The sequence below is a fragment of the Streptomyces sp. NBC_00885 genome (genome assembly GCF_045207475.1).
Lineage (GTDB): Bacteria > Actinomycetota > Actinomycetes > Streptomycetales > Streptomycetaceae > Streptomyces.
This window is the reverse complement of record NZ_CP108796.1, coordinates 3,753,764-3,778,496: the sequence shown is the minus strand read 5'-3', so window position 1 is coordinate 3,778,496 and position 24,733 is coordinate 3,753,764. Positions and strand designations below refer to the sequence as shown.

The window sequence follows — 24,733 nt, the reverse complement described above, 5'->3', positions numbered from 1 at the left end:
ACGGTATCGTACGTCAGGTATTAGACGTACACGGTGTGCTGGATTAACGCACAGAGGTCTGGTGGGGCTAGTGGTGACGTATCTCGACGCGGCAGCGACCACGCGCGTGGACCCGCGCGTGGCGGAAGTCGTCCTGCATTGGATGACCGAAGATTTCGGCAACGCGGGCAGTCGTACCCATGGATACGGCAGCCGCGCGAAGCGGGCAGTGCAGCAGGCGCGCCAGTACCTGGCCGGTACCTTCGACGCCGACCCAGACGAGTTGATCTTCACGAGTGGGGCTACTGAGAGCAACAACATCGCGTTGCTCGGTCTCGCTTCCCGCGGCGAGCAGAGTGGTCGGCGTCACATCATCACGTCGGCCATCGAGCACAAGGCAGTCATCGAGCCGCTACAGCATCTTCAGTCCCGTGGCTTCGAGGTCGACTTTATCGAGCCTGGCCTGTCCGGTCGCGTGTCTGTAGATGCGGTGATGGGCCGACTGCGCCCGGACACGCTCCTCGTCTCTCTGATGCACGTCAACAACGAGACCGGTGTCGTCCAGCCCGTGGTCGAGCTCGCCGAACGGCTGGGAGAGACTCAGACCTTCTTCCATGTAGACGCGGCGCAGGGTTATGGGAAGCTACCGCAGGATCTGACTGCGCCCATCGATTTGATCAGTGTCAGTGGCCACAAGATCGGTGCCCCGAAGGGGGTGGGGATGTTGATTGCCCGCGACCGGGGCTTTGATGAGCTGCCTCTCCAGCCGATCATGTTCGGTGGTGGTCAGGAGCGAGGGCTGCGGCCGGGAACGCTGGCGGTGCCGCTGATCATGGGGCTTGCCGAAGCGGCGAAGATTTTCCAGAAGGACCACGCGCAGTGGAGCAGGAGCGCGGCGGAGCTCCGCACCCGCATCTTGGACGCGTTGGCAAAGACTCGCTTCCACATCCACGGCGATCAAGACCACGTGGTCCCGCACATCCTCAACCTGTCGTTCGACGGTGTCGACGCCGAGGCGCTCATCGTTCGGCTGAAGGAGCACGTCGCCGTCGCGACTGGGTCCGCATGCACGAGCGCCTCATACACGCCTAGTCACGTGCTCACGGCTATGGGCCTGCCGGAGGAATTGGCATCGAACGGACTCCGGCTGTCCTGGTTCCCAAGCCAGGCTGCCGACTTGGACGCTGATGAGCTGGCAGACATGATCGTGCAGATGCAACCGGATCCCGCGTGACCTCTCAGCTTTCGGCACGCCGAACTAATCGATGGCCGCGAAGCTCACGGCCGCAGCGGTTGAGCTCGGTTTCCCAGCCGTTCTCCGTGCCAATGAGGTGAGGGTGCTCGTACAGTCCCGCCTTCATCTCTGCGGCCGTCAGTCGCTTGTACCGCTCGACGTCAGGATCATCTGGGGCCAGGAACTCGTGCTTGCGATGGAGTAGAGGCCTGTTCAGGGATTCGGCGTACGAGGTGAAGGACGTCTCCAGCGTTTTCAAGTCCACTTGGTACGAGGACAGCGTCCTTGGATGTGGGTCGGTGTCGAATTCCGGGTAGTCCAGCCAGCTCACCGCCCGGCCCTGGTGGCGGAGCTTGGTCAGGGTCCATTGTTGCGGGCGGCCGGCGGCGATCGAAGCGCAGTGCTCGTAGAGGCGTAGCACGGTGGGCATACGTTCGATAGCTCGCTGGTGGACGTACAAGGCGGTAGGGGTCAGCTTCCCAACTGCGGAGGCGTTCATGGCGCCGCGGATGTACGTGTCGTCACGCAGCTTGAGCAGCAGCCGGTCGGATCGCTGGCAGGCTTCCTTGTAGGAGGAGAAGAAGGCGCGGACGTCGAGTTGGACACTGAGGGGGAGGCTGCTGAAGGGCCCGCGGCCGTTGAAGAGCTCGACGGCCAGGAAGAGCAGCGTATTGAGCGTGGTCCGCTTGCCGCCCTCCTCGGTCTTGGCCTGGTCGGCGGAGTCCCGAACTAGGCGGCGCAGTTCATTGGGGCGTAGATGGCCGAGGAGTTCGGCCATCGGCTGGGGCACTTCCTCCATGCGGGGAAGGCGTCCACGCCGTTCCACGTGGTCGACAACTGCGGCGATCGCCGAGGTCGTGTCCTCGGAGGCGAGCCACTCTGCGTCGGGAACGATCCGTTGAGCGAGGTAGCTCAGCCGCGCTCTCTCGTCCTTGAAGGCATAGACAATTCCTGGCGCTGCGGAGACAGTCCGTACGCCCGTTACTTCTTCGACGTAGTTGCGTAGTTCGCTCGCCCCGAAGAGGTGTTGGAACGTCTGCCGGCTGGTGAGCAGGCCGTCACCGAACGCCTCACCCCGGACCTTCGACTTCTCCCACGTCAGTCGTGCTGAGGCAACCAGGACTGTTCCGGCCAGGTTCCATGCTGCCTTCAGCGTCTTTCGCCGCTCCTGTGGATCCTCGATGACGTTGAGGACGTAGGTAAGAAGAACAACGTCCGCGGGCTCCAGCCTCGTCTCAGGTAGGTAGAACGGATCCCAACCAACGGCCCGGCAGTCCAGTTGCTGAAGGGTCCGCACGTCGCCACCGCGGCCGCAGCCGTAGTCAAGGACGAAACGTCCGGGGAATACCTGCCTGTCGATCACAGCCTGTCTGGCAGGCACAGAGAGGCTCGTGCGGCTGATCGCGGTCAGTCTGCGGTCGCTGTTCCATGCCTGCTGCACCTTGCTCACGCCCTTGCACAACTGGGTGACAAGCGGAGGGTAACGGTGGGCGCCCGCAAGATTGGCGGTTTCGCGGGAAGGCGACCGGCTGCCGGCAAGGGGCATCGACGTCTACAAGCCTGGGCTGGTCTGTCCCCGGCAGCGCCCGCCATCCACACAGCCTGTGGATGGCGGACTTCTCCCTCGTGATGTGGGACCGCCCTGCGTGCCTAGACGGAGTCCAGGTCATCGAAGATGCTCCGGCTCCCAGTGTCGTCGTCTGCCGCTTCGCTCTCCTCCTCATCGAAGCCCCCACCGCACATAGGAGATGAGTACAGGTAAGTGCGGAGTACGTCTTCGGTGTACTCGAGCTCAGCGGATGCGTCCGGGTGATCCTCGTAGGCGCTGCGGTATGCGCGCACCGCGGCCTCGTAGTGTTGCGTAACCTGGAGCCAGTCTTCTTCTGATTCCCATTCAATGGTGCTCCCCGGATCTTCTATCACATCCGCCAGTTCGGGGATGACTGCGCGGAAGACTCCCTCTCGGAGTTCTCGGTATTCATCGACGGTGGCAAGCTCGGCAGTTGCGGAGGTTTCAGCCCAATCGAAGTCGACTTCGAGATCGGGGATGGATGCGGCGCTCTCTATGATTTTGGAAACGGCAGACCTCCGTTCCTCTTCCGAGAGCAGCCCTGCTCTGTAAAGGCGCGCCAAGAGCTTGATGCCGCTTGCCCCGAAGCGAAGCGTGCCGGTATTGGTGAACTTGCCGACGATGCTCCCTCTCAACTCTGCCAGCCTCAGCAGGAAGACTTCACTGCAGCATGAGGAGAGGAACTCTACAAAGCCAGGCGACTCGCACAGAAGATGACTGTCCTGAAGTTCCGAGATCCGGTTGATGAGGAGGTCGTAGCACACCTCCGGGATCGTGACGGTCTCACGGGAAACATCTTTTTGGCCTCCGCAGTCGACAATGGTGAACAGTGCCCTCTCGGTCAGTCCGGAGATGAAGATCTCGACCAACTCGGCATTCTGGCCGATGTGTTTTGCGAGGGCGTGCGCCAGACTGGGGTGGTAGAACTTCCACTGCGGGCTTGTCCGAGTGTTAACTCTGAGGAGGAATGAGTCTTTCCAGCGGCTAAGGGCCTGAGTCACTCCGGCCTTGGTTCCCCCTACGAGATCCAGTACTTCTACTTCCCGCGAGGTGAAGGCGAGGGGTGACTTCAGTCCTCCGCCGGCCATGTACACCAGGCACAACGCGGATAGTGAATCTTGATCCAGTCCTCTGAGTACCTCACAGAGATGGTCGATGGGATTCTCGAAGAAGTCCAGCAGCTGCCGCTCTGACCCACTTTCAAGTCCGGATGATAGGTGTGTGCTTCCCAGCCTTCTGGCTTGTTCGGGGGTGAAGGATGTGGAGCGGGCTGCGGCAGGTAGGTGGTCCTTGATTTCTGTGAGGAAACTCTTGGGCTGGTCTCCGTACCGCAGGTGATTGTAGATAATCTGCTCCCTTTCCCTCAGTGTCAGGTCATGGGGGGACAGGTCCACGTGGCAGTCGAGGAGTTCCCTTGCGGTTCCCTTGAACTCGTATCGTGCGGCTTCGAGGATGTAGTCGCGGCTAGTGAAGATGAAACGTGCACCGTTCTTGATTGCAGTTTGCATCAGCCCGTAGTTGCGAACCCACTTCTCGGTAGACCGGGCATCGAACCTGTAGACGCCAAACGCGTCGTCAACCCAGAAGAGCTGGTCTGGCTCTTGCGGGTTCCATGAGTCCTTGAATTCTTCAGGTGCGTCAACCTTAATGGCGGCGCTGCCATAAGCATCCACTATGCCCATAGCGAGAGCGGCTGCACTGATCGACTTTCCGGAACCCGCTCCACCGACCAGGATGGTGAATCCGCGATTATCCAGATAGTCCATGGCCTGTGCGTAAAATTTGGTTCGTGCGAATGTGGCCAGACTCTCGTCACCTAGGTGTGACAGGAAGGCGTGGGCTTGACTGTATCGTCTTTCGTCAAGGATCTGAGTCAGGTCACCCAGCCCATATACTCGCGGGATATTTCTGCGCAGGCTCACGCTGCTAGTTATCATTTCCTGTATCCAGGTCCCGCTCAGCACGAGGGCGTGCTTGGCTCCGGCGGCCTGAAACATGTCACGCATCACTCTCTCGCTGCCTGCTGTGACGCGTGCATTAGTCATGAGAACGTAGGTTGAGCAGATTCCATCTGCGACCAGTTTGCTGACTTTCTTCACTTCACCGGAAACATCCGATGGTTTCAGCGTGTCCGACTCGTTCTGAACAAACTTGCATTGAATGACGAAAGGCCCTGTCAGGCGGCTGGCACCCGGGCCCCCGAAGGGCATTGGCGCCTTGGTATCCGGCTCCCAATCACCGTAGAAGGCGCCATCACGTCCACCGTCTCCGCCCTCGGCGAAACTCACCACGGTCGGCCCCAGGATCTCTCTCATGATGGCCAATGCGAGATCCTCGAACGCTCGCCATCCAAGCGTGTGCAGCCGATAGCTTGGGCGAGCGAACGCCTCTCCGGGGTACCGAGCAGAGTGTGAACTGGTCATGCGCTAAAGGCTACTTGGAAGCGCCCCCAAGTTGTGGCGGGCCCCAGCCGATGCCACGGGGGGCCAGTATCGGTGATTCGCTTCGACAACTTACAGAAAGCGGTGAAGAGATACGGACGGGGACGTGGCAGGGCTACCAGGGGGAGGCGCCGTTGCGGAGGTAGCGTGGCCGCCCGTCTGCGAGGGCGGCGAGGGCTGCTTCGAAGCGGCGGGTAAGCCGTGGCCGCAACAGTGTTCCGGCTTCCGTGGGGGAGAAGAACGCGAGCTCGGCAAGCTCTTCGTCCTGCGGCCGCAGCGTGCCAGCCGCTTCTTCGTCGATGATGCCGCCGTCGAAGATGAACGCTAGCTGGTCGTCCCATGGCCCGTGCGGCCCCACCCAGTCCACGACCAACTCCCGCTGCAGGGTGACGTGGAGTCCCAGCTCCTCCTTCAGTTCTCGGACTGCTGCGTCCTCGGGGGGTTCGTTGGCCTCGACCATGCCGCCTGGCAGATCCCATGCGGGCTTGTACGTGGGGTTCACCAGCAGCACGTGGCCTTGGCCGTCGCGCAGCACGACATCGGCGGAGACGCGCTTGCGGGCCTGGGTGGCGTTGCCCTCGGCCAGGTAGGCGTTCCAGGCGGCGGGGTCTGCGGGTGTGGGCCTCATGGAAGGGTGCCTCCGCTGTGGGGCGTGATGATGTCGGCCAGCAACAGCATTCTGGCCCGTGCCGCGTCATCGAATCGAGCCAGGAAGTCCCGCACGGGTGGGTATCCCCGGTGAGGCTCCAGCATGCCGCGCAGTTCGTCGAGCTGGTGGACGACTCGGATGGAGCTGAGGTTGGGGCTCGTCGTCAGCAGCGTGAGTCCGAAGTGGACGGCGGCGTCGAGGTCGGCGCGGTGGACGTGGATGCCGACGAGGGTGATGCGGCTCAGTGCCAGTGACCGTGCCCGGTCGTTCTCCCGGAGACTGATTGCCTGCTCCGCATGGGCGAGCGCCTCGTCGCACCTTTCCAGGTCCCGCATGACCAGGGCGGCTTCACTCGCGAGCGCGGCGGCGTCGAAAGGGCTGATCCACGGGTGTTCTGCCTCCACCGATGTTCCGAGAACCGTGTGGGCCGTGTCGAGTGCGCGCACCGCGGGGTCGTGCTGCTGCGTGGCGGCGAGGGCCCGGGCGTGCATGGTGTGCAGCCTTGCGGTCAACGACGGGATGCTCGGGCCGTGGGCCACATTTTCGAGGCCAGTCCGAGCCAAGTGCGTCGCCTGGGCCGGATCACCTGTCTGGAGGGCGAGATGGCTGCTGCTCGCTGTGATGTTGGCCGCCAAGGTGAGGTCGCCCGAGGTACGGGCGAGAGGCAGGGCACGGTCGAAGTGCTGCTGAGCGAGTTCATCGTGTCCTGTGTCGTGTGCCATCCAGCCGGCCATCTCGGTGAATGCCGCGGCAGCCGCGAAGATCTGAAGACCAGAGCGGGCATCTACGAGCCGCGGTCCAACGTCGTTGTGCAGATGGCGGACGAGTGCTCCGTACAGACGGCCGCCGCCCGCTTGCCGGTCTGCATTGCGGAACGCATCCATGGCGGCCAGGTCGTCACCGTTGGGCGGTGTCTCCACAGACTTCTGCGGTGTCGGGGCTTGGGGTTCCCACGAGCGGCGCGCGAGCCCGAGCAGGTGGCCGGGAACGTGGAGGGCGTCGGCGATCTGCTCGAAAACCGAAAGCTTCTCCACGCGGCTCTTGCCGTTCATGTAGTCGTAGAGCCGCCCCTGCGTAATGTCCACCGCTGCCGCGATGCGGCGGGTGCTGACGCCGCGGTGGTTGAGCAGCCTGAACAGGGCCCCCATGTCGCGCTCCGCACACGCGGCAAGCAGGCGTGGATCACCGAGCAGCCCGACGACGACCTCGCGTAGATCCTGCTGCTGTCGGCCCATCAAAACTGCCCCCTCATAGCGTCATTCGAGGTTATGACCCATGAGGACGCGGTGACTCCATCTTGGAGTCACTGGCTGGAGTCACATGGAGCCCGGGTCAGGGCGTTGGCTTACGTTCTGCCGGCCCGGAGCGAGAGAACCGCAGCGTTCCTACTCCGGCTGGCTGCCAGATCGGCGGTCCCGCCCCCGTGACCCCCGTCGGGGACGGGGCCGTCCTCGTCCGTTTTTCGGAGGCGTCCGCCATGCCTACGCTCGTCACCCGCTTCGACATCACGGGCACCAGCAGCGAGGTTCCTGCTGCCCGCCGTGCGATCGTTGAGAAGACCCGGGCGTGGGGCGTCCCCCTGGACGACGACACTGCCTGCACCGTCGGTGTTGTGGCATCCGAACTGGTCACCAACGCGGTCGTCCACACCACCGGGGCGGTGACCATTTCGCTGTATCACCAGCCCGGTCGCCTCCTGATCGAGGTCCTCGATACCAGCAGTGATGCCCCGCTGGCACACGAGGCCGGTGTGGAGGAGGAGCACGGCCGGGGCATGGGGCTCGTCGGTGCTCTCGCCGCCCGTACTGGCTGGCAACACGTCGAGCGCGGCAAACGCGTGTGGGCCGAGATCGCGGTACCGAAACCGCCCCCACTCCTGCGTGCGGCTGTCCTGCGCCGTTACTTCGCAGCGCGATCCGGACCGTACGTCCACCGCGTGATGCAGCCGTTTCTCCCCAGCCATCGGGCCGAGACGACGTACCGGCCGCAGCCCACCGGCCTTGGCTGGCCGGGGCATGACTCGCCGCCCGAGGTCGGGCCGCAGGCGGCGTAGGGCAGTTCCTCAGCATCCGTCGCCTGACCGGTGAGGAGCTGTCGCACCACAGGCACTACGGATGCGCCCGACTCCGCGTCCACCCACTGCGCAATCCGACGCCCCGCGCCCGCGGGGCCTAATCGAAGGGAGAACCGAGTGAAGAGCGCCAAGAAGCCCAAGGGCGAGGAGCGCACCGGCAGCAATGTCGGCCTGCTGCTCGCGGTCGAGGACCTCGCCACAGCACACGATCGCAGCGAGGCGGAGCGTTCCGACATCACCAGCTCGCAGAACAGCGCGGGCGATGACGGTGACAACCGCGACCGGAACCTCCCCAAGCAGTAAGGAGAAAACCATGGAGCACCGGCTCGTCACCGGTATCGAGAAGGCGCTCGGCTGGGACGGGCCGGGCGCCATGGGCACCCGGTTCGTCCGCGGGCACCTCGCGGATACGGACCTGATCACCCGGCTGATGACCCCCTACCGACTGCTGGAGATCATCCAGCGCCGTCACCTGGCCAACCCGCAACTGCGCTGCTACGCCGAGGGCGACGAGGTACACCCGTCGACGTTCCTGTCCACAGCCGTCAACCGGCGCAGGCAGGCCGTGCAGCAGGCCGACATGGCAGCCCTCGGCCGCATCCTCAACGGCGGCGGGACGGTGGTCCTCGACCATGTGGACTTCTTCGACCCGACGCTGGAAGTCGCCTGCCGTGCCCTGGGCTGGTGGTCGGGCGAACTGGCCTCCGCCAACGCCTATCTGGCCGTCGGCGACACCGACGGCTTCCATCTGCACTGGGACGACCACGACGTGATCGCCGTCCAGCTCTCCGGCGAGAAGTCCTGGGAGGTCCGCGGACCTTCGCGGCCTGCGCCGATGTACCGGGACGCCGAACGGAACCTGACCCAGCCGGAGGAGGTCCTGTGGAAGGGGACCATGCAGGCCGGGGACGTCATGCACATACCCCGCGGCTTCTGGCACACCGCGACCCGGATCGGCTCCGGAAACGAAGGCCACTCTCTGCACGTGACCTTCGGCATTACCAAGCGCACCGGCGTGACCTGGGCCAACTTCCTGTCCGACGCAGCACGCGCCGACACGGACTTCCGCACGGACCTGGAGCGCAGCGAAGACACCGTCGCTGGCACGCTGCTCACCAAGAAGCTGGCCTTACTCGCCAGCGAGTACACCCCCGAGCGTTACCTGGACCAGTTGCGGGCGAACACTCCGTCGGCCCGGCACATGCCGTTCATCCCGACGTTCGGCCGCGCGGACACGGTGGCGGCCGTCACTGAGTTCGAGCCGGTGATCACATCCTCGGACAGCACTGTGCAGGTGATCGCGGGAGGCAAGCGGCTGACGTTCCACGAGCGGGCCGAGCCTGAGCTTCGCGCGCTGCTGTCCGGACACCCGGTCCGCCTCGTGAACGGCGGAAAGGACCTTACGACGCTGGCCAGGCATCTCATCGAGGAGGGGCTGTGCGCACCGCTGACCGACGAATCGTCCTGGGCCTATACCGGGCTCGTGCCACCCGTGAACTTCTCGAAGGAGCCCTCAACCTTGGCGTGACGGCCTTGGACACTGCGTTCAATTACCACTGCTTCGGCGCACACCGGGCCCTGGCCAGGGCCGCCGCGGACCTGCTGCCGAGCTTCACCATCTCCACGAAGGTGGGGTACTTCCCCGACGGCCACGACGTGGATCCCAAGCGGCTGCGGCAGGCCGTGGAGCGGACGACTGAGGCTCTTGGCGCAGTCCCGGACACCGTGCTGTTGCACAACGCGGAGTGCTCACCCGACGGCTTCGCCGACGCCTGCGCGCTCCTGGCCGAGCTCAAGGACGAGGGGCTGTGCCGCGCCTGGGGCATCTCCAGCTGGGATCCGCGCCCCCTCCTCGAAGCCGAACGGGGCGCGCCCCGGCCGGACACGGTGATGATCCGGGCCGGACTCGCGGTGCCCAGCGGCGTACTCGACGCCGGCGAGGAGCTGGCCGCACGATCGGGTGCACAGGACGTGTGGGGTATGGCACCCTTCGGCGGCAGCACCACCGACCCGGTGTGGGCCAAGGTCGACACCTCGCTCTTCCTGGCCACCGGCCAGGAGGCCACACCACTGCAGGCGGCGATCGGGGCGGCCTTCGCGGTCCCCGAGGTGTCACGGCTGGCCGTCGGGACCTCCCGGCTCGACCACCTCGCCGATGCCGTCCATGCAAGCACGCTGGCGGCCAACACCGAGACGGTGCAGCAGTATCGGACGCTGCTGCGCCAGAGGGCTACGGTGCACCAGTGAGCCAGAGCGGGAAAGGACCCCGAGTGCAGCCCTCCTTGGACGACCTGTCCACCGTACCGATCGACGACGTCCTGGACAGTACCGAGCGACGACTGGGACGGCAGCTCAAGCGCCAAGACGGCCACTACAGCAAGTACAACGGCAGCGCCGGATTTCCCACCGACACCGGGACCTGGGTACGCCTCGCATGGCGTCGTCCCGACAAGTTCAACACCCAGGCATGGACGGGCTTCGAAGCAGCAGCCGCCATCACGGGCGTGCCCCGCCCCGAGTGGTTCGCCGCCGCCTCCTGGACAGACCTGAGGAGAGAGGTCATCTGGCGCGTCGATGAGATGACGCGCATGGACGGCGGCGCACTCTCGTCATCCGGAGATATCGGCGCCGATCCCTACCTGCCCGATCAGTGGTGGAGCGACCTGCACACCGCCCTCGCCAGCCTGGCCGGCCACACCACCGACCGGGTGTCCATGAGCCAGACGCACCTCACCTCCCGCATCCAGGAGGTGTACGGCGACGAAGTCGACACCACGATCACCGACTGGGCCTGCGCTCACGGCGACCTCGGCTACGCCAACCTTTGCGGTCCCTCGCTCGGCATCCTGGACTGGGAGAGCTGGGGCATGGGCCCTGTCGGTTGGGACGCCGCCTGCCTGTGGACCGCGTCACTGCCCGTGCCGCATCTCGCCGAGCGAGTGCTGTCCCTCTTCGACGAGGTCCTGTCCACCCGAACCGGACGCCTCTCCCGCCTGCTGCTGTGCGCCAACACTGCGAGAGCGTTCAAGCGAACAGGTACTCCAGGGCCGCAGACCGACACAATGGCCGCTGTGGCCGAGTCACTGCTGAGGGAACTGGGCTGACTCGAACTCGGGTCTCGTGCCGTGCCTGGGTGGTTCATTCGGGGCCGGGGGGTCTTCGTGAGGTTGGGCCCCTTCCGCATCAGGAGCGGAAGGGGCCCTGCGTGCTGGGAGTTGCTGCGCAACTGTCCCGACCCGCCTATGAGGAAGTCGTGCTGTCTGCTGCCGCGTGAACGAGGTCATAGTGGATGCGCCTGAGTACGCCGCGCAGTGACTTCCACGGGAAGGGATCAGATTGATCGGCTGGCAGTATGCGCACACCCCACTCGCGCAGGGACTGCAGGGCAGGTTCGTACAGCGGATGGCCCGCCAAGCTGGAGTTCGTCCACGGCACCACGACCACCGGGACCTGAGCCCCTACAGCCTCGGCAGTCACCGCGAGGGCCAGAGTGTCCGCGATACCCGCGGCGAGCTTGGTGATCGTGTTGAACGTTGCCGGTGCGACAACGACCGCGTCTGCCTGCGGTAGTGCCACCGGGTCATCTGGGTCGAAGTCCCAGCGCACCGCCTGCCCAGAGCACTGTTTGGCACGGTCAATGTCCAGGAATCGCCGCCCCACCGGGCTGGGGACGATGCATGGATCCCATCCGGCCGCCCGCAGCGCGGACGCGAAGTCGGGGAGATCCCCGGTAGGGCGTGTTCCACAACCCACAAGATGCACCACTGGACGCATACGAAACGTCTCCCTGTCGGCGTTGATCTATCAGGACCGCTTGCTCAAATTCCGGCATCGGGGAGCATCAGGCGGCCTATGGTGTCTGGCATTTGACGCGTACAGCGAGAATGATGACGAGTTGGCCATAGCTGCCGAGCTGAATGTGGTGGACCACTGAGCTGACTCAACCGCGGCTGCCTGCGTAACTCTGCTCAGGCATTGAGGATGGGGAGTGTTTTCGTGTCGCCACATGCCTCAGGGCGGGCCCACCTTGGCCGTCGGAGGGTGCTCACGGCAGATCTGGTACGTGATGCCCGGCGTCAGGTACGAGATGGGGCTTCAGTAGATCGTCTTGCGCGTGCGATCGGTGTGAGCAATAGGGTGCTGTCGAAGGCGGTCTATGGCGCTACCTGGCGGCAGGTGAACGACCCACCGCCGATCAGTCGGGCTCAGCCTGCTGATCCCGATCAGCCCAGCCCTACCGTGCTGGACGAGGATAATGTGCGTAGGTTGAGGCGCGAGCACGCCGGTGGCTCGTCTGTGCGCTATCTCGCAACGAGAAGCGACCTCCCTTACAACACCGTTCACGATGCGATCCGTGGTGTTACCTGGGCGCATGTCGATGAAATGGCGTCTGAGGAGTCCCCGGGGCGGCAACGCCGCCCCGGGGTCCTTCTGACTGCGGTAACAGTGTCAGAGATGCGGCGTGCCCATGCCAATGGCGCTTCGTTGCGATCGCTCGCTGACAAGTTTCGTCTGGAGTACGCGACGGTTCGGGCGGCCGTACAGGGCGCGACTTGGCGCCACCTCACCGATCCTCCCCCTGTGCCGGCCGCCGGTCGGGGCGGACGGTACGCACTCAACGTTGAACAGGAAGCCGATCTAGTGCAGATGCGTGAGCAGAGTGGGGCCACGTACGCCCAGCTCGGAGCCGCGTTCGGCATCAGCGAAGCGACGGCCTGGCACGTCTACCAACGCTGCCGTCGCTCAACTCCAGACTGAAGACGTTGAGGGAAGGCTGGACTCACACTCGACTACCTCATGATGACGTAGTGCGCGACGAGCATGGAACGAGTGCGGCATGCGCGCCCACTCACCACATCGTGGAACGCGCGATACGTACGGGACCTCAGAGGCAGACCCACGGCTGAGTGCACCTCAGCACGCTGACGCGTTGAACTTTGCGATCCCCTTGACGAGTTCGGAGAGGCTGTCGATTCGCAAGGCCGGCAGCCGGTCAGCGTCGGGGGCGTCCTGCTGGATGGTGCCCCACGGTCCTCGGCGAACCAGCGCCGTCTTCATCCCGGCCTCAACGGCAGGACGGATGTCGTTGTCGAGTCGATCCCCGACGTAGAGGATCGCGTTGACTTCGAAAGGCGCTGCCTCAGCCACGCGCACGAAGAACTCCGGGTCTGGCTTGGAGACTCCCCATTGGGCTGAGGTGCTGATCAGGTCGACGTCGCCGGTGAATAGTTCGCGCAGCAGACCACCGGCTCGTACTGTCTGGTTCCCGGCGATACCGAGCCACAGACCGGCCCGTCGCAGCGAGGCTAGTGCGGGCCGCACGTCGGAGTAGAGATCGTCCTCGCCGAACCATTCAGGCTTGCCTGCCTGGGCGCGCTTCTCGCGCTCTTCGTATAGGTCGAAGCCGGGCCGGAACTCTTGAAACGTCTCCCGGTAGTCGCGGCCTTGAGCGATGACGGCGCCGAACACGGCTGCGAAGGTGTGGCGCGGTACGTCGAGCCAGTCGGCCCACGTGCCGTACTCGCGGGTCTCGTCTACCAGGCACTCACCGACATCGAACACCACTGCGCGAATCATGCCGGCAGCGTAGAGGACAGTCATGCCCCTGCTGCGAGGCGGACGGATTCCACCAGAAATGCGGACATGGGGGTCACTTCAGGTGCTCCGGACCCGTCTCCTCTGCCCAGTCACGGAGCACGATATTGCGTGCGAGACTCGGTTCGAAGGGGACCCCCGGGCGGCTGAGGCGGAGGGCACGGCGTGATCGACGACCGCCCCGCCGAAGGCTCGCTGCCTGGTTCTTTGCACACGCACGCCATATACCGAGAGGGATGTCCCGATGCGGCCAGAGCCTGGACAGGTACTGCACTTCTCCGAGGATCCCACGATCACCCGCTTCGTCCCACGCGTTTCCCCGACGTCGAAAGATCCGGGGTCCTTCGTCTGGGCCGTCGACGCCGTCCGTGCCCCCGACTACTGGTTCCCGAAGCAGTGCCCCCGGGCCATGGCATGGGTGACACCCGACACGTCCCCGTCAGACCGCGAGCGGATCATCGGCCCGGGCGGGGGCAATCGAGTACACGCGATCGAGTACGACTGGTTGGACGAGATTCGAAACGTTCGCCTCTACGCCTACCGATTCGACTCCACGCCCTTCCGCCCTATCGGGGAGCCCACCCCACGCGCTCACGTCGCGGAGGAACCCGTCGAGCCGCTGGGTCCGCCCGAACACGTCGGCGATCTCCTTGCCCTGCACGCCGAGGCCGGCATCCAACTGCGGGTTCTGGACGTCCTGTGGCCGTACTGGGAGACCGTCACCTCTAGCACCCTCGGTTTCAACGGCATCCGGCTGCGCAACTCCCTGGGGCACCCCGCACACCGGCCCGAGGCCCGACCGCGAACGCTCCGCGGCCAAGCGGGCTCCGGTGGAGCGGCCGTGGAACGGCAACGAGAGGGGAGCGCAGGGCAACGCACGGAGTCGGTGAATTTGTTCAGGCCACGTCACTGACTCCGGCAGGTGACCGTCGGTGTCCCGCCCGTACAGAGTGCTCGCGCAGGTACACCAGCACCACCATCGTGCTGGAACGGACGCAGCTTGCAGCGGCGGTCGCCCTCGCGGGTGACGATGAGCATCGCGACCCACTCCACCAGCGCATGCGGCAGGTCGAGTGCGGCAGGAAAGGCAACCAACGAGACCCTCAGCCTCATGGGTTGAGACGTCAGACATCTCGATCAACAGCCCGGGAGCTTCGTCCGTCACGCACCGCCGTCCATCACCCGATCGGTGATCGGCCTGAAGAAGCTCACTGAGTGGACCGTCTGCCACCTGTAGGTGCGCGATTCTCGGCGTAGTTCGACAAGGCGGACCTGATGAACCAGGACATCCACTGCAGCGAGTCTGCGCAGGGGCCGGATGGCGTCTCGGACGGGGGCGGCGGGCGTGGGGCGGTTGAAGTAGCCGATGCCGATATGAGGGCGCAGGCTCGAAGTCGGCTTCCCCATCGGGATCCCGCTCCGCACGCCAGCAGTGGACAGTGCGGCGTGCATGGCGATCAGTGGATGCCACGGAGCGACGGTGAAGCGGATAGCACCTCGTGACGCGGTCAGGGGAACTGCTTGAAGGGTGAAGGCTGATCCCATGAGGTCTGCGGCGTTCGCGGCTAGGCCGTCGAGCTGCCTGTGGGTGATGTCGGAGGTAAGCCCGATGCGGCCCATCGTGAGGTGCAGACCGTCTTGCTCGATCGGGTCGAGGGCGAGGTGCCGCAGGTCGTGCTTGCATCGTTGAGCGAGGTCAGCGAGAGCGGAGGGGCCAGGGAAGGTGATCATCCAGTAGTAGGCGCGGGTGGTGTCAGTCCAGCCGGGGCGGTCCCAGTGGTTCTTCATCTCGGCGATGGCTTCGAAGGCAGACCAGTCGTGTGCGGCGATCGCCCTGGGGTCATGGAGGCTGGGTGGAGGTGTGGCTGGGAAGGCCTCCGGGTCGCCGGCGAGAAGTCCTCCCTCCTCGGCGGGAAGCCAGCAGTCAGAGCGGGTCCCCAGGGGCGCGGCGGCCTTCGCCGCTGTGGTGGTGCTGGGCTCAGTCACGTCGGTAGCCCCACTCCTCCCACAGGATGCGTTTCCACTCCCTGATTTCACGCTCTTGTTGTTCGGTTCGCCGGTGTTGAATCTCCACCCCCCAGGCCGAGGCCGATGGCAACGGTGGTGGTCACGCTGAAGGCTATCCAGACGCCGAAGAGGGAGTTGATCAGCAAAGTTCCGCAACCGAAGACGAGCAGCCCTATCGCGATGCTCGTCGAGGTGTTCGAAGGCTGTGGTTTCACCGCGTTGCGCTTCGACAGTCGAAGCGGAGTGGCTTGATGTGCGCTGTGCGATGGAGAGGAACGTGCATGGTCGCTTGCCTCCGATCGACTCTGCTGGATCCGTGAACTGCTGTACTTCTATGATGATTGCCCGGAGCACGTCAACGTGACGTAGATACCGAGCACCCTCTCTGGGCGTGCTCGATGGGCGGAGGCAGCTCAGGGTGTGGGGTTCGTACGCCGCCTGCTTCGGGTTCCACCGCCAGCACCGCTCAGCGGAAGTAGCGAGCTGAGCGGTGCTCCGCTGTTCCAGGAGCCGAAAAGGTTCCGGTTCAAGGCGACGATGTTGTGCTTGGTGGCGAGTTGCCGTGCGGCCTTGCCGTACTCGCAGGTGGCGACGAAGAGAGCGACATCCGCGTGGTGCTCTGCGAACGCCATTCCAACGAACTTCTGCATGTCGTCGCTGGGCACGGTCCGGTGGGCCGCGTAGTGCTTCACCTGGACTACGAGGCGCCGGCCATCCGGCATCTGGCCGAGGATATCCGCGGCGAGGTCTCCCGAGCCACCGACCACTGTGACGTTGGTGCAGCCGTCGCGCCGACAGAGTTCGGCTACGTAGTGCTCGAAGTCTTGCCAGCTCATGTCGTCGATGACGGTCATGGAACGCTCCAGGTCCATGCGGCGGTCCTTTGCGCGCCAGGCTCTGTCGCCATCGCGTTCGCGTCGGTGCGCCTGCAGGACGAGCCAGCCCATAACGCCGACCGCCACTGCACCAACGCTGCCGAGGAAGAGCCACGGGTACTCCCACAGGACGAAGAGCGCGGCTGCGACACCTCCTGCAGTCAGACCTGTTTTCCGGCGGATCTCGCGTCGGCGCTGCACTTTCGTACGACGCCTCTTCCTATTCGGCATCAAACGCCCCCCTCGTCTGTCGTCCTGCTCGGCATTGTCGGAGTACGGGCTGGTGCTGCCGAGACGTCCTTTCACGCCACGGCTGGAACTCGGCGTTGTGCGATTGCGCGGCGTCTTCCAGGGCTAAGGTTTCTGGCCGCAGAGGCCCGTTGATATAGGTGGTGTCGTGCTCGACGAGCCTTCCGGCTCTTGTCCCACCCAGCCGCAGGTCGCAGTCCGTAGTTTCACGCCGACAGATCGAAAAGGTGCGGTCGAGTACCCGGTGGGAATCGGTAGGCTTGCGCGCATGTCTACAGCCTCCACGCGCGTGCGTTTCGCCCCTTCTCCGACCGGAATGTTCCACGTTGGCGGGGCCCGGTCGGCTCTCTACAACTGGGCCGTCGCACGACAGTCGGGGGGCAAGTTCGTCCTGCGTATCGAGGACACCGACGCGGCACGCAACAAGCCCGAATGGATCGACGGGATCATCAGCGCGCTCGCGTCCATCGGGATCTCCAAGGACGATCCCGCGTTCGAGGGCCCCTACTTCCAGTCGCAGAACGCCGACCGGCACCGCGAGGCCGCCCAGCAACTCCACGCGCAGGGCCGCGCGTACTACTGCGACTGCACCCGTGAACAGGTGCAGGAGCGGACCGGCTCGCAGCACCTCGGCTACGACGGATTCTGCCGGGACCGGGGCCTCGAGTACGTGGAGGGCCGGGCGCTGCGGTTCAGTACGCCCACCGAGGGCGAGACGGTCGTCGTGGACCTGGTCCGCGGTGAGCCGTCCTTCCCGAACTCGGCGATCGAGGACTTCGTCATCGCCCGCGGCGACGGCTCTCCGGTCTTCCTGATCGCCAACGTCGTCGACGACCTCGACGAGGGGATCACCCTGGTCATCCGCGGTGACGAGCACCTGTCGAACACGCCGAAGCAGCAGCTGCTGTGGGAGGCACTCGGCGCGAAGCCCCCGGTATGGGCGCACCTGCCGGTGATCGTGAACGAGAAGCGGCAGAAGCTGTCCAAGCGCCGCGACAAGGTTGCCCTTGAGGACTACCTCGCCGAGGGCTACCTGCCCGAGGCGATGGCCAACTATCTGATGCTGCTCGGCTGGGGCCCCGGCGACGACGTCGAGCTCCTCCCGTACGAGGAGCTGGAGCAGAAGTTCCGCGTCGAGGACGTGAACACCTCCCCGGCCTTCTTCGACATCAAAAAGCTGTCCGCGTTCAACGGCGAGTACATCCGCGCGCTGCCGGTGGAGAAGTTCATCGAGGCCTGCGAGCCGTGGCTGCGCGCCCCGTACGCCAACTGGGCGCCCGAGGACTTCGACCAGGCCGCCTGGGAGGCGATCGCCCCGCATGCCCAGACCCGCGTGGCCGTCCTGTCGGACATCACGGCCAACGTCGACTTCCTGTTCCTGAAGGAGCCGGTGGAGGACGAGGCGTCCTGGACCAAGGCGATGAAGGGCGACCCGGCGGCCCTCCTGGCCACAGCCCGCGCCAAGCTGGAGACGGCCGACTGGACCAGCCCCGACTCCCTCAAGGAGGCGGTCCTGGCCGCCGGCGAGGAGCACAGCCTGAAGCTGGGCAAGGCCCAGGCCCCGGTCCGCGTCGCCGTCACGGGCCGCACGGTCGGCCTGCCCCTCTTCGAGTCCCTGGAGATCCTCGGCAAGGACCGCACGCTGGCCCGGATCGACGCGGCCCTGGCGAAGCTCGCTGGCTGACCGGATCGTGATCAAGGTCCCGTCGCCGGTGTGAGGAGGCGGGACCAGGCATCGCGGAAGTACGTCGTGTCAAAGCGGGCCAGCGTCTCGTACACGGCCTTCGACTCGTCCGGTGGTGTGTCCGCCCGCTCCCGTATCTGTTGGGCCAGCCGATGCAGATCCGGGGACGGCTGTGTGCTGAGGTTCGCGAGGTCACCGAGTCCGGCGATGGGCTGGATGAGGCAGGGCACACCGAGGAGCAGCGCCTCTGCGGCGCACCGGCTCCACCCTTCCTTCATACGCGGTGTGAAGACCCCGACGTCGCAGGCCCGCAGCAGCTCGAGGTACTGAGGGCGCGGCAGGTCGAAGTGGCGCCCCGGGGAGCCGACGGTGTTACTGCCGGTCGTCACGAGGTGGAGTCCAGGCGTGCCCTCGATAGCGGCGGCAACCGTGTCGATGCCCTTCCAGTGCACGGCTTTGCCGGCGTACACAGAGATCTCGTCTCTTGGGAGACCAAACTGGGCCTTGCAGTCGGCTGGGTCCATGGTGCGTACCTTGTCGATCTCGGTGAGGTCGAAGGCGTTGTAGATCACCTGGACGTTGCGCACACCGCGGGCCCGGAGGAAGGCCGCCCAGGACGGGGCGACACACACGACCGCGCGGCATTGGGCCAGGACCGCGAAGAGTCTGCGCCACAGCAGCGGTTCGAGCGGCCAGGAGTCGAACTGCAGCGGTTCGTAGTGGTGGAAGACGAAGACGGTCCGGGCCCGCATTTCTGGCGTGAACAGCAGGATGCTGAGGTCGTCCCAGAGGAACGTGCCCGGCTCGGCCCTGAGGTCGCGGATGTGAGGTCCGAGGCGGGCGAGATGGCGCAGCTTCCGTCCTCGGCGGACGGCGTAGGTCCGTTTGTAGTCCGGCACCGTACGCCAGTCGATCCGGTCGGCGGTGACCTCGTGGATCATGCGGAGATAGACCCGGCCTCCGGTGCGGCCTTGTGGCGACATGGAGTGGATGACCGGTTTCATGTGGCCGCCTCCGCCTCCGCATGCTGCTGATGCTCGGCAGTGAGCAACTCGCACGCAGCCCGCAGTGGCGCACTCATGTCGCGGGACTCCGCAGCGAGCGGCAGGTAGGTGCGGGTCAGGCTGCCGAGGAAGCGTGCCCGGCGGGCTGGGTCCGGCGAGTGCCGCAGGTCGCGCAGGTTGTCGATGCGGTCGGCGAGCCGGACGAGCAGCTCTTCCGGCCCGAGGGCCTGGATCTTGCTGTGCCAGGCGTCTGCGTCTTGGGGCTGCTTGGGGCGCCGCTCCAGCCGGTGGTCGGGGGTCATGGAACGCAGCCGCTGTGCGAAGGCTCTGCCCAGGCCGGATTCGATGAGGGGCGCAGCCGACGGGGAGATCTCCAAGGCGTCGTGCAGCAGGCCGAGGATGAGCAAGTCGGGGTCGGCGACGCCGAGTTCGTTCCTCAGGATGGTTACGACGCGCAGCGGGTGCTTGATGTAGGGCGTGCCCTGGTCTCGGACATGACCGGCGTAGATCGTTACGGCGAGGGCCGTGGCGTGCCGGCCTCGCTCGCGTTCGGGCTCCGGCCAGTCCTTGAAGCCGAGTTCGTCCGTCACGGCGGAGGTGTTGGTCATGTGCGATCCGTTCCGGAAGCGGCCGACAGGACTGTGTCGATCTGCACGTGCGGGGCTAGGACCAGCGTGTCCTCGACAGCCAGGGCGTCGAGGCCGAGCTGGACCGCGGCGTCAACGGCCTGTTCGGCGGTGCGGAGGATGGGGATCCCCTTGAAGTTCAGGGAGGTGTTGAGGAGCACGGGCACGCCGGTGAGCCGGTGGAACTCCTCCAGGAGCGGGCGGACTCCCGAGTGGCTGCGGCTCACGGTCTGCAGGCGGGCGGTTCCGTCTTGGTGGACCACCGCGGGCATGCGGTCGTACTTGCAGTGCCGGGCACGTACAACGCGGTTCATGAACGGGTCGGCGTTTCCGAGGAACCAGGCGCCGGCTTCCTCGGCGAGCGCCAACGGCGCCAGCGGGCGGAAGTCGGCTCGCTGCTTGAGGGCGTTCAGCCGGGTCTTCGTGGCTTCCTTGCCGGGGTGGGCGAGGATCGAGCGGTGGCCGAGGGCCCTCGGCCCGAACTCCATACCGCCCTGTACCCAACCGACGATGTGGTGGTCCGCGAGGAGCGAGGCGACCGTGGGGACTAGTCGGTCGCCGAGGCCGGACACGCTGCGGTAGCCGCGCGCAAGGGCGCCACTGGGCAGGGTGCCGGGGAGCGGGCCCCAGTCGGCGTCCTCAGGTGTCGGCAGGAGGGGTTGCCCGAGGACGTAGTTCCAGGCGTAGAGGGCGGCGCCGACCGCGGTGCCGGCGTCGTGTGGAGCTGGGGCGACGAATAGGTTCTCGAAGCCGGATTCTTCGGCGAGCGTCCCGTTGAGGTGGGAGTTCAGCGCGCAGCCGCCGGAGAAGACCAGGGTGCGGGCAGCCGTGAGATGCCGCAGGTAGCGGGCCACGTGAACGACTGCTTCGGCGAAGACCCGCTGTGCCGCCGCGGCCAGGTCAGCGCGCGCGTCCAGCGGCTTCGAGTCGGCGGACTGCGCGGTCCACACGGCGTCTTCGACCTGCAGTGGGGCGTCGGGGTTGTATGAGCCCCACGGTGCCGCGATGTGCACATGCCCGGCGTCACCGAGATGGACGAGGTCGCGGAGTTCCTTGTAGTAGCGGTCCGGGTCGCCGAATGCCGCCAGGGCCATCATGCTGCCCTCGGCCTCGTTGCCCGGCGGGATCACTCGCAGCGCGAGGTTGCGGTAGAAGTGGCCGAGTGAAGGGTGGGTGCGCGCGGGCCCGGAAGGGCCGGGGGCGATGGTCGGTATGACCTGGTGGATGCGGTCGATGCTGTCCGGGCTCAGGGAGTAGCCGGTGATCCGTTCGCGCCCGGTGGCGATGTCCGCGCCGAGGGCGGAACCACCCGCGTCGATCACAAGCCCGGCTGCGCGTTCTTCACCGGAGAGCAGGTAGCCGGAGAGCACGTGCGCTGTGTGGTGGGAGATCAGTTTCAGTCGCTTCCCGAGCGCCCCTGGAAGCATGGCGGCGAGTTCTGCCTGTTCTGCGGATGCCCACGATCCGTGTCGGGGGGCGGGCCGCATGGACGGGGTCCACACGTGGTCGATGTCGTCGAGGGCGACGCCAGCGGATTCGAGGCACCAGTCGAGGGCGTGGGTGGGGGTGGTGAGGATGCCCTTGCGTGTGGCGCGGTTGTGCTTGATGCCGCTCCATCGCTCCTCCTCGGCGGCGTAGATACGCCCGTCGACGATGAGGCAGGCGGAAGTGTCGTGATGGAAGTTCAGGCCGAGCACTGCGGACATGGGGACCTCCGGGCCGAGGATGGTCAGACAGAAGCCGTGCGTCGGGCGGGGACGGCGGGAGCGGGGACGACCTGGAGACCCGAGTCCTTGTACTCGTGGCACTTCAGGCAGAAGTCGTAGTGCTTGCGGCGCGGCGCGAAGACCTTGGTGGCGAAGTCGTCGTCCCAGACTGTGAACTCGCTGTCGTTCTTGGCCATGGCGTTGAAGCACCGGTAGCAGTCGCCGTCGACCTCGATCATGAGGTGTTGGTCGACGTTGCGGTCGCAGAGCCCGCCGAGAGCGTTGGCCGGCTGGCCGACGTCGATGTGGTGGACGTGGTTGGTGACGTGGATGGCTCCGTGCTCGCCGCACAGCTCGGCCAGCTCCTGGAGGCGGTCCGGGGCGATGGCCTCCAGCACGCTGTTGATGACGACCGTCTTTCCGGCTTCACGAAGTACGGGGACGATGGCGTGGACTTCGTCGTAGTTGTCGTGTTCTTCGTCGCAGCCGATGAGGACCTGGTCGTAGTGCGCGAGGGTCGCCTCGAGGAGGCGCTCGTTGCGGGCCAGGGTGATCGCGTTGGAGCCGAGCACCATGATCTGGTCGGGGAAATGGTCACGCGCCAGGCTGCTGAGCTGGCCGAAGTCGCGGTGGACGGTGGGTTCGCCGCCGTTGATGTGCAGCTGCCGGAATGGGATCTGCTCAAGGCGGTCGAGGACCTGATTGAACGTGTCCAGCGGCATGTTCTCGCCCTGGCCGCCTTCGGCGAAGATGCAGAAGTCGCAGCGGCGGTTGCACTTGGTTGTGATCTTGATCTTCGCGGTCTTGAGAGTCCTTTGCGTAACGGGCAGCACGGAGGACGACGCCATGGGAAAGCCCCCTTTGGTCACGCGGAGTGGGCGGAAAGGAAGTCTTCGACGACGGATCGCTGACGACTCCATAGGGCGAGAAGGTCGCGAAGGGCGCTTGCCGTGGTCGGGCCTGGCGGCAGGAGTGCCGTCATGGCCTTCAGGAGCAGCGCGTCATCACCGGAGGTTCGTTCGGCGAGGCGGGTCAGGGTCTTCCGTGCCGAGCGGAGTTCCTTCTCCTCGCGGGCGATCAGGTATCCGGTCGCGGCCTCGGGTGGAGGGGTCAGGTAGTAGATCCAGCGCGCGACGCGTACGCGGAGCATGCCCGCGGCGGTGGTCCAGGCTGCCGTGTTCGTGCCCGGCGGTTCGGGCAGCGGCCTGGGGGGCGGTGTGCGGCGGAGCACGGCGTCCACAGTGACGTGGGCTGTACGCAGTACCTGAGCGGGAGAAGGACTTGGATCTGAGGTGGCAGTGGACAAGCGGAGGAACTCCTCAGCATGGGATTCGAGTTCGCCGGGATGCCACTGGTTGAGGGCTGCGGTCTTTCCGGGGCAGCGGGTACGCGTGGCGAGGGCTGCGGACGCGAACCAGCACGGCGCCACGTAGTGCCAGGCGACGCAGTGCCTTCGGTAGCCGTCGAGGTCGTGGTGGACGTTGTCGGTACTGTCCTTGTCGAGCTCGTAGCGGCCTCCGATCCGTGCGTCGAGGATCCCGCGATAGAACCTCTCGTCCGCACGGCTCCACGGCATCATCTGCGCACGGGACTTCCACCGCTGGAGCGTGGTCGCGTTGCCTGTGGCCAGGCTCCAGGTGGAGATTTCAGCCGGCGAGACGAGGTTCCGGTCGAGTTCACTGGCGGTGAACGCGAATCCGGGCGGATGTTCAAGCAGTCGGCTGTGGGTCGGGTCCAGGAGTACCGCCTGGTGATGGGCAGCGGCCAGCTGCTCGTTCCACTCCCACCACGAGTCGGGGGCTCGGTCGAGGATGACGCGGATGTCGATGTCCGAGTGCGGTGCGATGAGGTCGCCGGCCTGCCACTTGTGCGTGAGCATGCTTGCTGCGACACCTTGGGTGGCCATCTGCTCGGCGTAGACGACGCCGAGCTGCGTGTACGACGAGGTGGGGCGGACCGTGGTCACTCGGTCTCCCCTCCGGGTCGGCGAAGCGAGCAGCCCCCGCCCGTACTGCTGGCCACGGGCAGCAGGGGAAGGACGGGCACGCCTTGCGGCCGCTCGAGTCGGTCCCAGCGCAGGTCGTAGTCGACGTAGTGGAAGCCCTGCCAGGCTTCGTTGCTGTTGCGTTCGAGCATGGCGCGGAAGAGGTGGGCATAGGCGTCGGCCATGGTGCCGTCCGCGAGGTGTGGTTTCTGGCTTCGTTCATCTTCAGCAGCAGCGTTTGTCGGCGAGTTTCAGCAGCACTTGATGATCAACCTGCTCGTGGATGTTCACGAGAAATGACGGCACTGCTGTGAGATCGCGTGTCGTCTTGCTCATGCCAAGACGACGCATCCCCGTCGCTCGAGTTCGGTCAGCAGCGGGAGGGACGGATCGATGTCGTTCCATCGCAGATCGAGCTTCTCCAGCGATGGAAGCAGAGTGAGCCAGCCCGGCAAGTGGCTGAGGCGGTTGGTCCGCAGGTCGATCTGACGCAGCCGCGGCAGGCTGGCCAGTGACGGCGGCAGCTCCGCCACGGAGTTCTCGCGCAGGTCCAGGTGACGAAGTTCGTGCAGTTCAGCAGTTGACGGCGGGAGATGCTCGATCGTGTTTCCTCGGAGCCAGAGCTCACGCAGGTTGCGGAGCCGGCCGATGGAGTCGGGCAACGTGGTCAGCCGGTTGTGCTGTGCCCTGAACTCGATGAGGCTGGTCATCCCCCCTATGGCCTCGGGGAGGGTCGTGAGCGAGTTCTCGCCGATGTTGAGGTATCGCAGCCTGGTCAGCCTTCCCACGGCGTCCGGAATCCGTGACAGTTGGTTGTCGTGCAAGTAGAGGCAGTCGCTGAGCTCCGTCAGCCTGCCCAGCTCGTCGGGAATCGACGTGAGCGCGTTGTGGCCCAGGTCCAGGGTCGTCAGTCGGTGCAGTCGTTCGATCTCCGGTGGGAGGGCCGTGAGTCCGTTGTCGGCAAGGATCAGCACGCGGAGTTCGGTCTGTTGCCAGACCGAGTCGGGAACTTCTCCGAGTTCTTGACGCCATAGGTTCAACGCGTGCCTCACGGCC

24 protein-coding genes and 1 pseudogene are annotated in these 24,733 nt (G+C 65.6%); 9 read left to right on the top strand and 16 right to left on the bottom strand.

Annotated elements, in window-relative coordinates; translation table 11 throughout:
* The first annotated feature begins 73 nt into the window (after positions 1-73).
* Positions 74-1,213 carry a cysteine desulfurase DndA gene (dndA, locus tag OHA61_RS17030; RefSeq protein ID WP_406303733.1) on the top strand — a complete coding sequence of 380 codons (1,140 nt, stop codon included), beginning with the start codon at positions 74-76 and terminating at the stop codon, positions 1,211-1,213.
* Between the two features lie 4 nt (positions 1,214-1,217).
* On the opposite strand, the gene OHA61_RS17025 is transcribed toward dndA, so the two are convergent.
* The 4 genes from OHA61_RS17025 to OHA61_RS17010 form a co-directional block, all read right to left on the bottom strand.
* On the bottom strand, positions 1,218-2,654 hold the full coding sequence (locus tag OHA61_RS17025) for a DNA phosphorothioation-associated putative methyltransferase (protein ID WP_406307384.1): 1,437 nt from the start codon (positions 2,652-2,654) through the stop codon (positions 1,218-1,220).
* A gap of 209 nt (positions 2,655-2,863) precedes the next feature.
* Entirely contained in the window at positions 2,864-5,206 is a 2,343-nt protein-coding gene (locus OHA61_RS17020) for a hypothetical protein (protein ID WP_406303732.1), read from the bottom strand.
* 133 nt (positions 5,207-5,339) lie between these two features.
* Positions 5,340-5,852 (bottom strand): NUDIX domain-containing protein, encoded by a 513-nt coding sequence (locus OHA61_RS17015; protein WP_406303731.1) that lies wholly within the window; start codon positions 5,850-5,852, stop codon positions 5,340-5,342.
* Positions 5,849-7,108 (bottom strand): helix-turn-helix domain-containing protein, encoded by a 1,260-nt coding sequence (locus OHA61_RS17010; protein ID WP_406303730.1) that lies wholly within the window; start codon positions 7,106-7,108, stop codon positions 5,849-5,851. The genes OHA61_RS17015 and OHA61_RS17010 overlap by 4 nt, the downstream gene beginning before the upstream one ends.
* A gap of 242 nt (positions 7,109-7,350) precedes the next feature.
* Here OHA61_RS17010 and OHA61_RS17005 point away from each other — a divergent pair, with 242 nt between their 5' ends.
* The 5 genes from OHA61_RS17005 (at position 7,351) to OHA61_RS16985 (ending at position 11,051) form a co-directional block, all read left to right on the top strand.
* Positions 7,351-7,926, top strand: coding sequence for an ATP-binding protein (locus tag OHA61_RS17005; protein WP_406303729.1), 576 nt, complete (start codon positions 7,351-7,353; stop codon positions 7,924-7,926).
* Between the two features lie 138 nt (positions 7,927-8,064).
* Positions 8,065-8,250, top strand: coding sequence for a hypothetical protein (locus OHA61_RS17000; protein ID WP_406303728.1), 186 nt, complete (start codon positions 8,065-8,067; stop codon positions 8,248-8,250).
* A 10-nt stretch (positions 8,251-8,260) separates the two neighbouring features.
* Positions 8,261-9,475, top strand: coding sequence for a JmjC domain-containing protein (locus OHA61_RS16995; protein ID WP_406303727.1), 1,215 nt, complete (start codon positions 8,261-8,263; stop codon positions 9,473-9,475).
* Positions 9,472-10,194, top strand: coding sequence for an aldo/keto reductase (locus OHA61_RS16990; protein ID WP_406303726.1), 723 nt, complete (start codon positions 9,472-9,474; stop codon positions 10,192-10,194). The genes OHA61_RS16995 and OHA61_RS16990 overlap by 4 nt, the downstream gene beginning before the upstream one ends.
* 23 nt (positions 10,195-10,217) lie before the next feature.
* Positions 10,218-11,051 carry an aminoglycoside phosphotransferase gene (locus OHA61_RS16985; RefSeq protein ID WP_406303725.1) on the top strand — a complete coding sequence of 278 codons (834 nt, stop codon included), beginning with the start codon at positions 10,218-10,220 and terminating at the stop codon, positions 11,049-11,051.
* Positions 11,052-11,187: 136 nt separating this feature from the next.
* On the opposite strand, the gene OHA61_RS16980 is transcribed toward OHA61_RS16985, so the two are convergent.
* Together OHA61_RS16980 and OHA61_RS16975 are read right to left on the bottom strand one after the other, a co-directional pair.
* Positions 11,188-11,721, bottom strand: coding sequence for a flavoprotein (locus OHA61_RS16980; protein WP_406303724.1), 534 nt, complete (start codon positions 11,719-11,721; stop codon positions 11,188-11,190).
* Positions 11,722-12,861: 1,140 nt separating this feature from the next.
* Positions 12,862-13,524 carry an HAD family hydrolase gene (locus tag OHA61_RS16975; protein ID WP_406303723.1) on the bottom strand — a complete coding sequence of 221 codons (663 nt, stop codon included), beginning with the start codon at positions 13,522-13,524 and terminating at the stop codon, positions 12,862-12,864.
* Positions 13,525-13,786: 262 nt separating this feature from the next.
* On the opposite strand from OHA61_RS16975, the gene OHA61_RS16970 reads away from it, so the two are divergent.
* Positions 13,787-14,455, top strand: coding sequence for a DUF6886 family protein (locus OHA61_RS16970; protein ID WP_406303722.1), 669 nt, complete (start codon positions 13,787-13,789; stop codon positions 14,453-14,455).
* A 25-nt stretch (positions 14,456-14,480) separates the two neighbouring features.
* On the opposite strand, the pseudogene OHA61_RS16965 reads toward OHA61_RS16970, so the two are convergent.
* Both OHA61_RS16965 and OHA61_RS16960 read right to left on the bottom strand, forming a co-directional pair.
* Positions 14,481-14,637: pseudogene (locus OHA61_RS16965) on the bottom strand (IS5/IS1182 family transposase); the annotation flags it as partial.
* Between the two features lie 66 nt (positions 14,638-14,703).
* Complete coding sequence (locus OHA61_RS16960) at positions 14,704-15,528, bottom strand: 2'-5' RNA ligase family protein (RefSeq protein ID WP_406303721.1); 825 nt, start codon at positions 15,526-15,528, stop codon at positions 14,704-14,706.
* Positions 15,529-15,633: 105 nt separating this feature from the next.
* Here OHA61_RS16960 and OHA61_RS16955 point away from each other — a divergent pair, with 105 nt between their 5' ends.
* Entirely contained in the window at positions 15,634-15,801 is a 168-nt protein-coding gene (locus tag OHA61_RS16955; RefSeq protein WP_406303720.1) for a hypothetical protein, read from the top strand.
* Positions 15,802-15,962: 161 nt separating this feature from the next.
* On the opposite strand, the gene OHA61_RS16950 is transcribed toward OHA61_RS16955, so the two are convergent.
* Positions 15,963-16,625: a restriction endonuclease gene (locus OHA61_RS16950; protein WP_406303719.1), complete on the bottom strand. Its 663-nt coding sequence runs from the start codon at positions 16,623-16,625 to the stop codon at positions 15,963-15,965.
* Between the two features lie 364 nt (positions 16,626-16,989).
* On the opposite strand from OHA61_RS16950, the gene gltX reads away from it, so the two are divergent.
* Positions 16,990-18,357 carry a glutamate--tRNA ligase gene (gene gltX / locus OHA61_RS16945; RefSeq protein WP_406307383.1) on the top strand — a complete coding sequence of 456 codons (1,368 nt, stop codon included), beginning with the start codon at positions 16,990-16,992 and terminating at the stop codon, positions 18,355-18,357.
* A gap of 11 nt (positions 18,358-18,368) precedes the next feature.
* Here gltX and OHA61_RS16940 read toward each other — a convergent pair whose 3' ends face one another.
* From OHA61_RS16940 to OHA61_RS16910, 7 genes are all read right to left on the bottom strand, one after another.
* Positions 18,369-19,361, bottom strand: a complete 993-nt coding sequence (locus OHA61_RS16940) for a glycosyltransferase (protein ID WP_406303718.1) — start codon at positions 19,359-19,361, stop codon at positions 18,369-18,371.
* Entirely contained in the window at positions 19,358-19,969 is a 612-nt protein-coding gene (locus OHA61_RS16935) for an HD domain-containing protein (protein WP_406303717.1), read from the bottom strand. The genes OHA61_RS16940 and OHA61_RS16935 overlap by 4 nt, the downstream gene beginning before the upstream one ends.
* A complete protein-coding gene (locus OHA61_RS16930; protein WP_406303716.1) occupies positions 19,966-21,693 on the bottom strand; it encodes a carbamoyltransferase C-terminal domain-containing protein in 1,728 nt (575 codons plus the stop codon). The genes OHA61_RS16935 and OHA61_RS16930 overlap by 4 nt, the downstream gene beginning before the upstream one ends.
* Before the next feature lie 23 nt (positions 21,694-21,716).
* Positions 21,717-22,541: a radical SAM protein gene (locus OHA61_RS16925; RefSeq protein WP_406303715.1), complete on the bottom strand. Its 825-nt coding sequence runs from the start codon at positions 22,539-22,541 to the stop codon at positions 21,717-21,719.
* A gap of 17 nt (positions 22,542-22,558) precedes the next feature.
* Complete coding sequence (locus tag OHA61_RS16920) at positions 22,559-23,659, bottom strand: hypothetical protein (RefSeq protein WP_406303714.1); 1,101 nt, start codon at positions 23,657-23,659, stop codon at positions 22,559-22,561.
* Positions 23,656-23,862, bottom strand: a complete 207-nt coding sequence (locus OHA61_RS16915) for a hypothetical protein (protein ID WP_406303713.1) — start codon at positions 23,860-23,862, stop codon at positions 23,656-23,658. Before OHA61_RS16915 ends, OHA61_RS16920 begins: the two co-directional genes overlap by 4 nt.
* A gap of 147 nt (positions 23,863-24,009) precedes the next feature.
* Positions 24,010-24,729 (bottom strand): leucine-rich repeat domain-containing protein, encoded by a 720-nt coding sequence (locus tag OHA61_RS16910; protein WP_406301088.1) that lies wholly within the window; start codon positions 24,727-24,729, stop codon positions 24,010-24,012.
* Positions 24,730-24,733: the final 4 nt, after the last annotated feature.

What these genes read in the sequence shown, in the direction of transcription:
- OHA61_RS17020 (WP_406303732.1), bottom strand. Translation starts at nt 5,206, where the DNA reads ATGACCAGTTCACACTCTGCTCGGTACCCCGGAGAGGCGTTCGCTCGC.
- OHA61_RS17015 (WP_406303731.1), bottom strand. Translation starts at nt 5,852, where the DNA reads ATGAGGCCCACACCCGCAGACCCCGCCGCCTGGAACGCCTACCTGGCC.
- OHA61_RS17010 (WP_406303730.1), bottom strand. Translation starts at nt 7,108, where the DNA reads ATGGGCCGACAGCAGCAGGATCTACGCGAGGTCGTCGTCGGGCTGCTC.
- OHA61_RS17005 (WP_406303729.1), top strand. Translation starts at nt 7,351, where the DNA reads ATGCCTACGCTCGTCACCCGCTTCGACATCACGGGCACCAGCAGCGAG.
- OHA61_RS16995 (WP_406303727.1), top strand. Translation starts at nt 8,261, where the DNA reads ATGGAGCACCGGCTCGTCACCGGTATCGAGAAGGCGCTCGGCTGGGAC.
- OHA61_RS16980 (WP_406303724.1), bottom strand. Translation starts at nt 11,721, where the DNA reads ATGCGTCCAGTGGTGCATCTTGTGGGTTGTGGAACACGCCCTACCGGG.
- OHA61_RS16975 (WP_406303723.1), bottom strand. Translation starts at nt 13,524, where the DNA reads ATGATTCGCGCAGTGGTGTTCGATGTCGGTGAGTGCCTGGTAGACGAG.
- OHA61_RS16970 (WP_406303722.1), top strand. Translation starts at nt 13,787, where the DNA reads ATGCGGCCAGAGCCTGGACAGGTACTGCACTTCTCCGAGGATCCCACG.
- OHA61_RS16955 (WP_406303720.1), top strand. Translation starts at nt 15,634, where the DNA reads ATGGCAACGGTGGTGGTCACGCTGAAGGCTATCCAGACGCCGAAGAGG.
- gltX (WP_406307383.1), top strand. Translation starts at nt 16,990, where the DNA reads ATGTTCCACGTTGGCGGGGCCCGGTCGGCTCTCTACAACTGGGCCGTC.
- OHA61_RS16940 (WP_406303718.1), bottom strand. Translation starts at nt 19,361, where the DNA reads ATGAAACCGGTCATCCACTCCATGTCGCCACAAGGCCGCACCGGAGGC.
- OHA61_RS16935 (WP_406303717.1), bottom strand. Translation starts at nt 19,969, where the DNA reads ATGACCAACACCTCCGCCGTGACGGACGAACTCGGCTTCAAGGACTGG.
- OHA61_RS16930 (WP_406303716.1), bottom strand. Translation starts at nt 21,693, where the DNA reads ATGTCCGCAGTGCTCGGCCTGAACTTCCATCACGACACTTCCGCCTGC.
- OHA61_RS16925 (WP_406303715.1), bottom strand. Translation starts at nt 22,541, where the DNA reads ATGGCGTCGTCCTCCGTGCTGCCCGTTACGCAAAGGACTCTCAAGACC.
- OHA61_RS16915 (WP_406303713.1), bottom strand. Translation starts at nt 23,862, where the DNA reads ATGGCCGACGCCTATGCCCACCTCTTCCGCGCCATGCTCGAACGCAAC.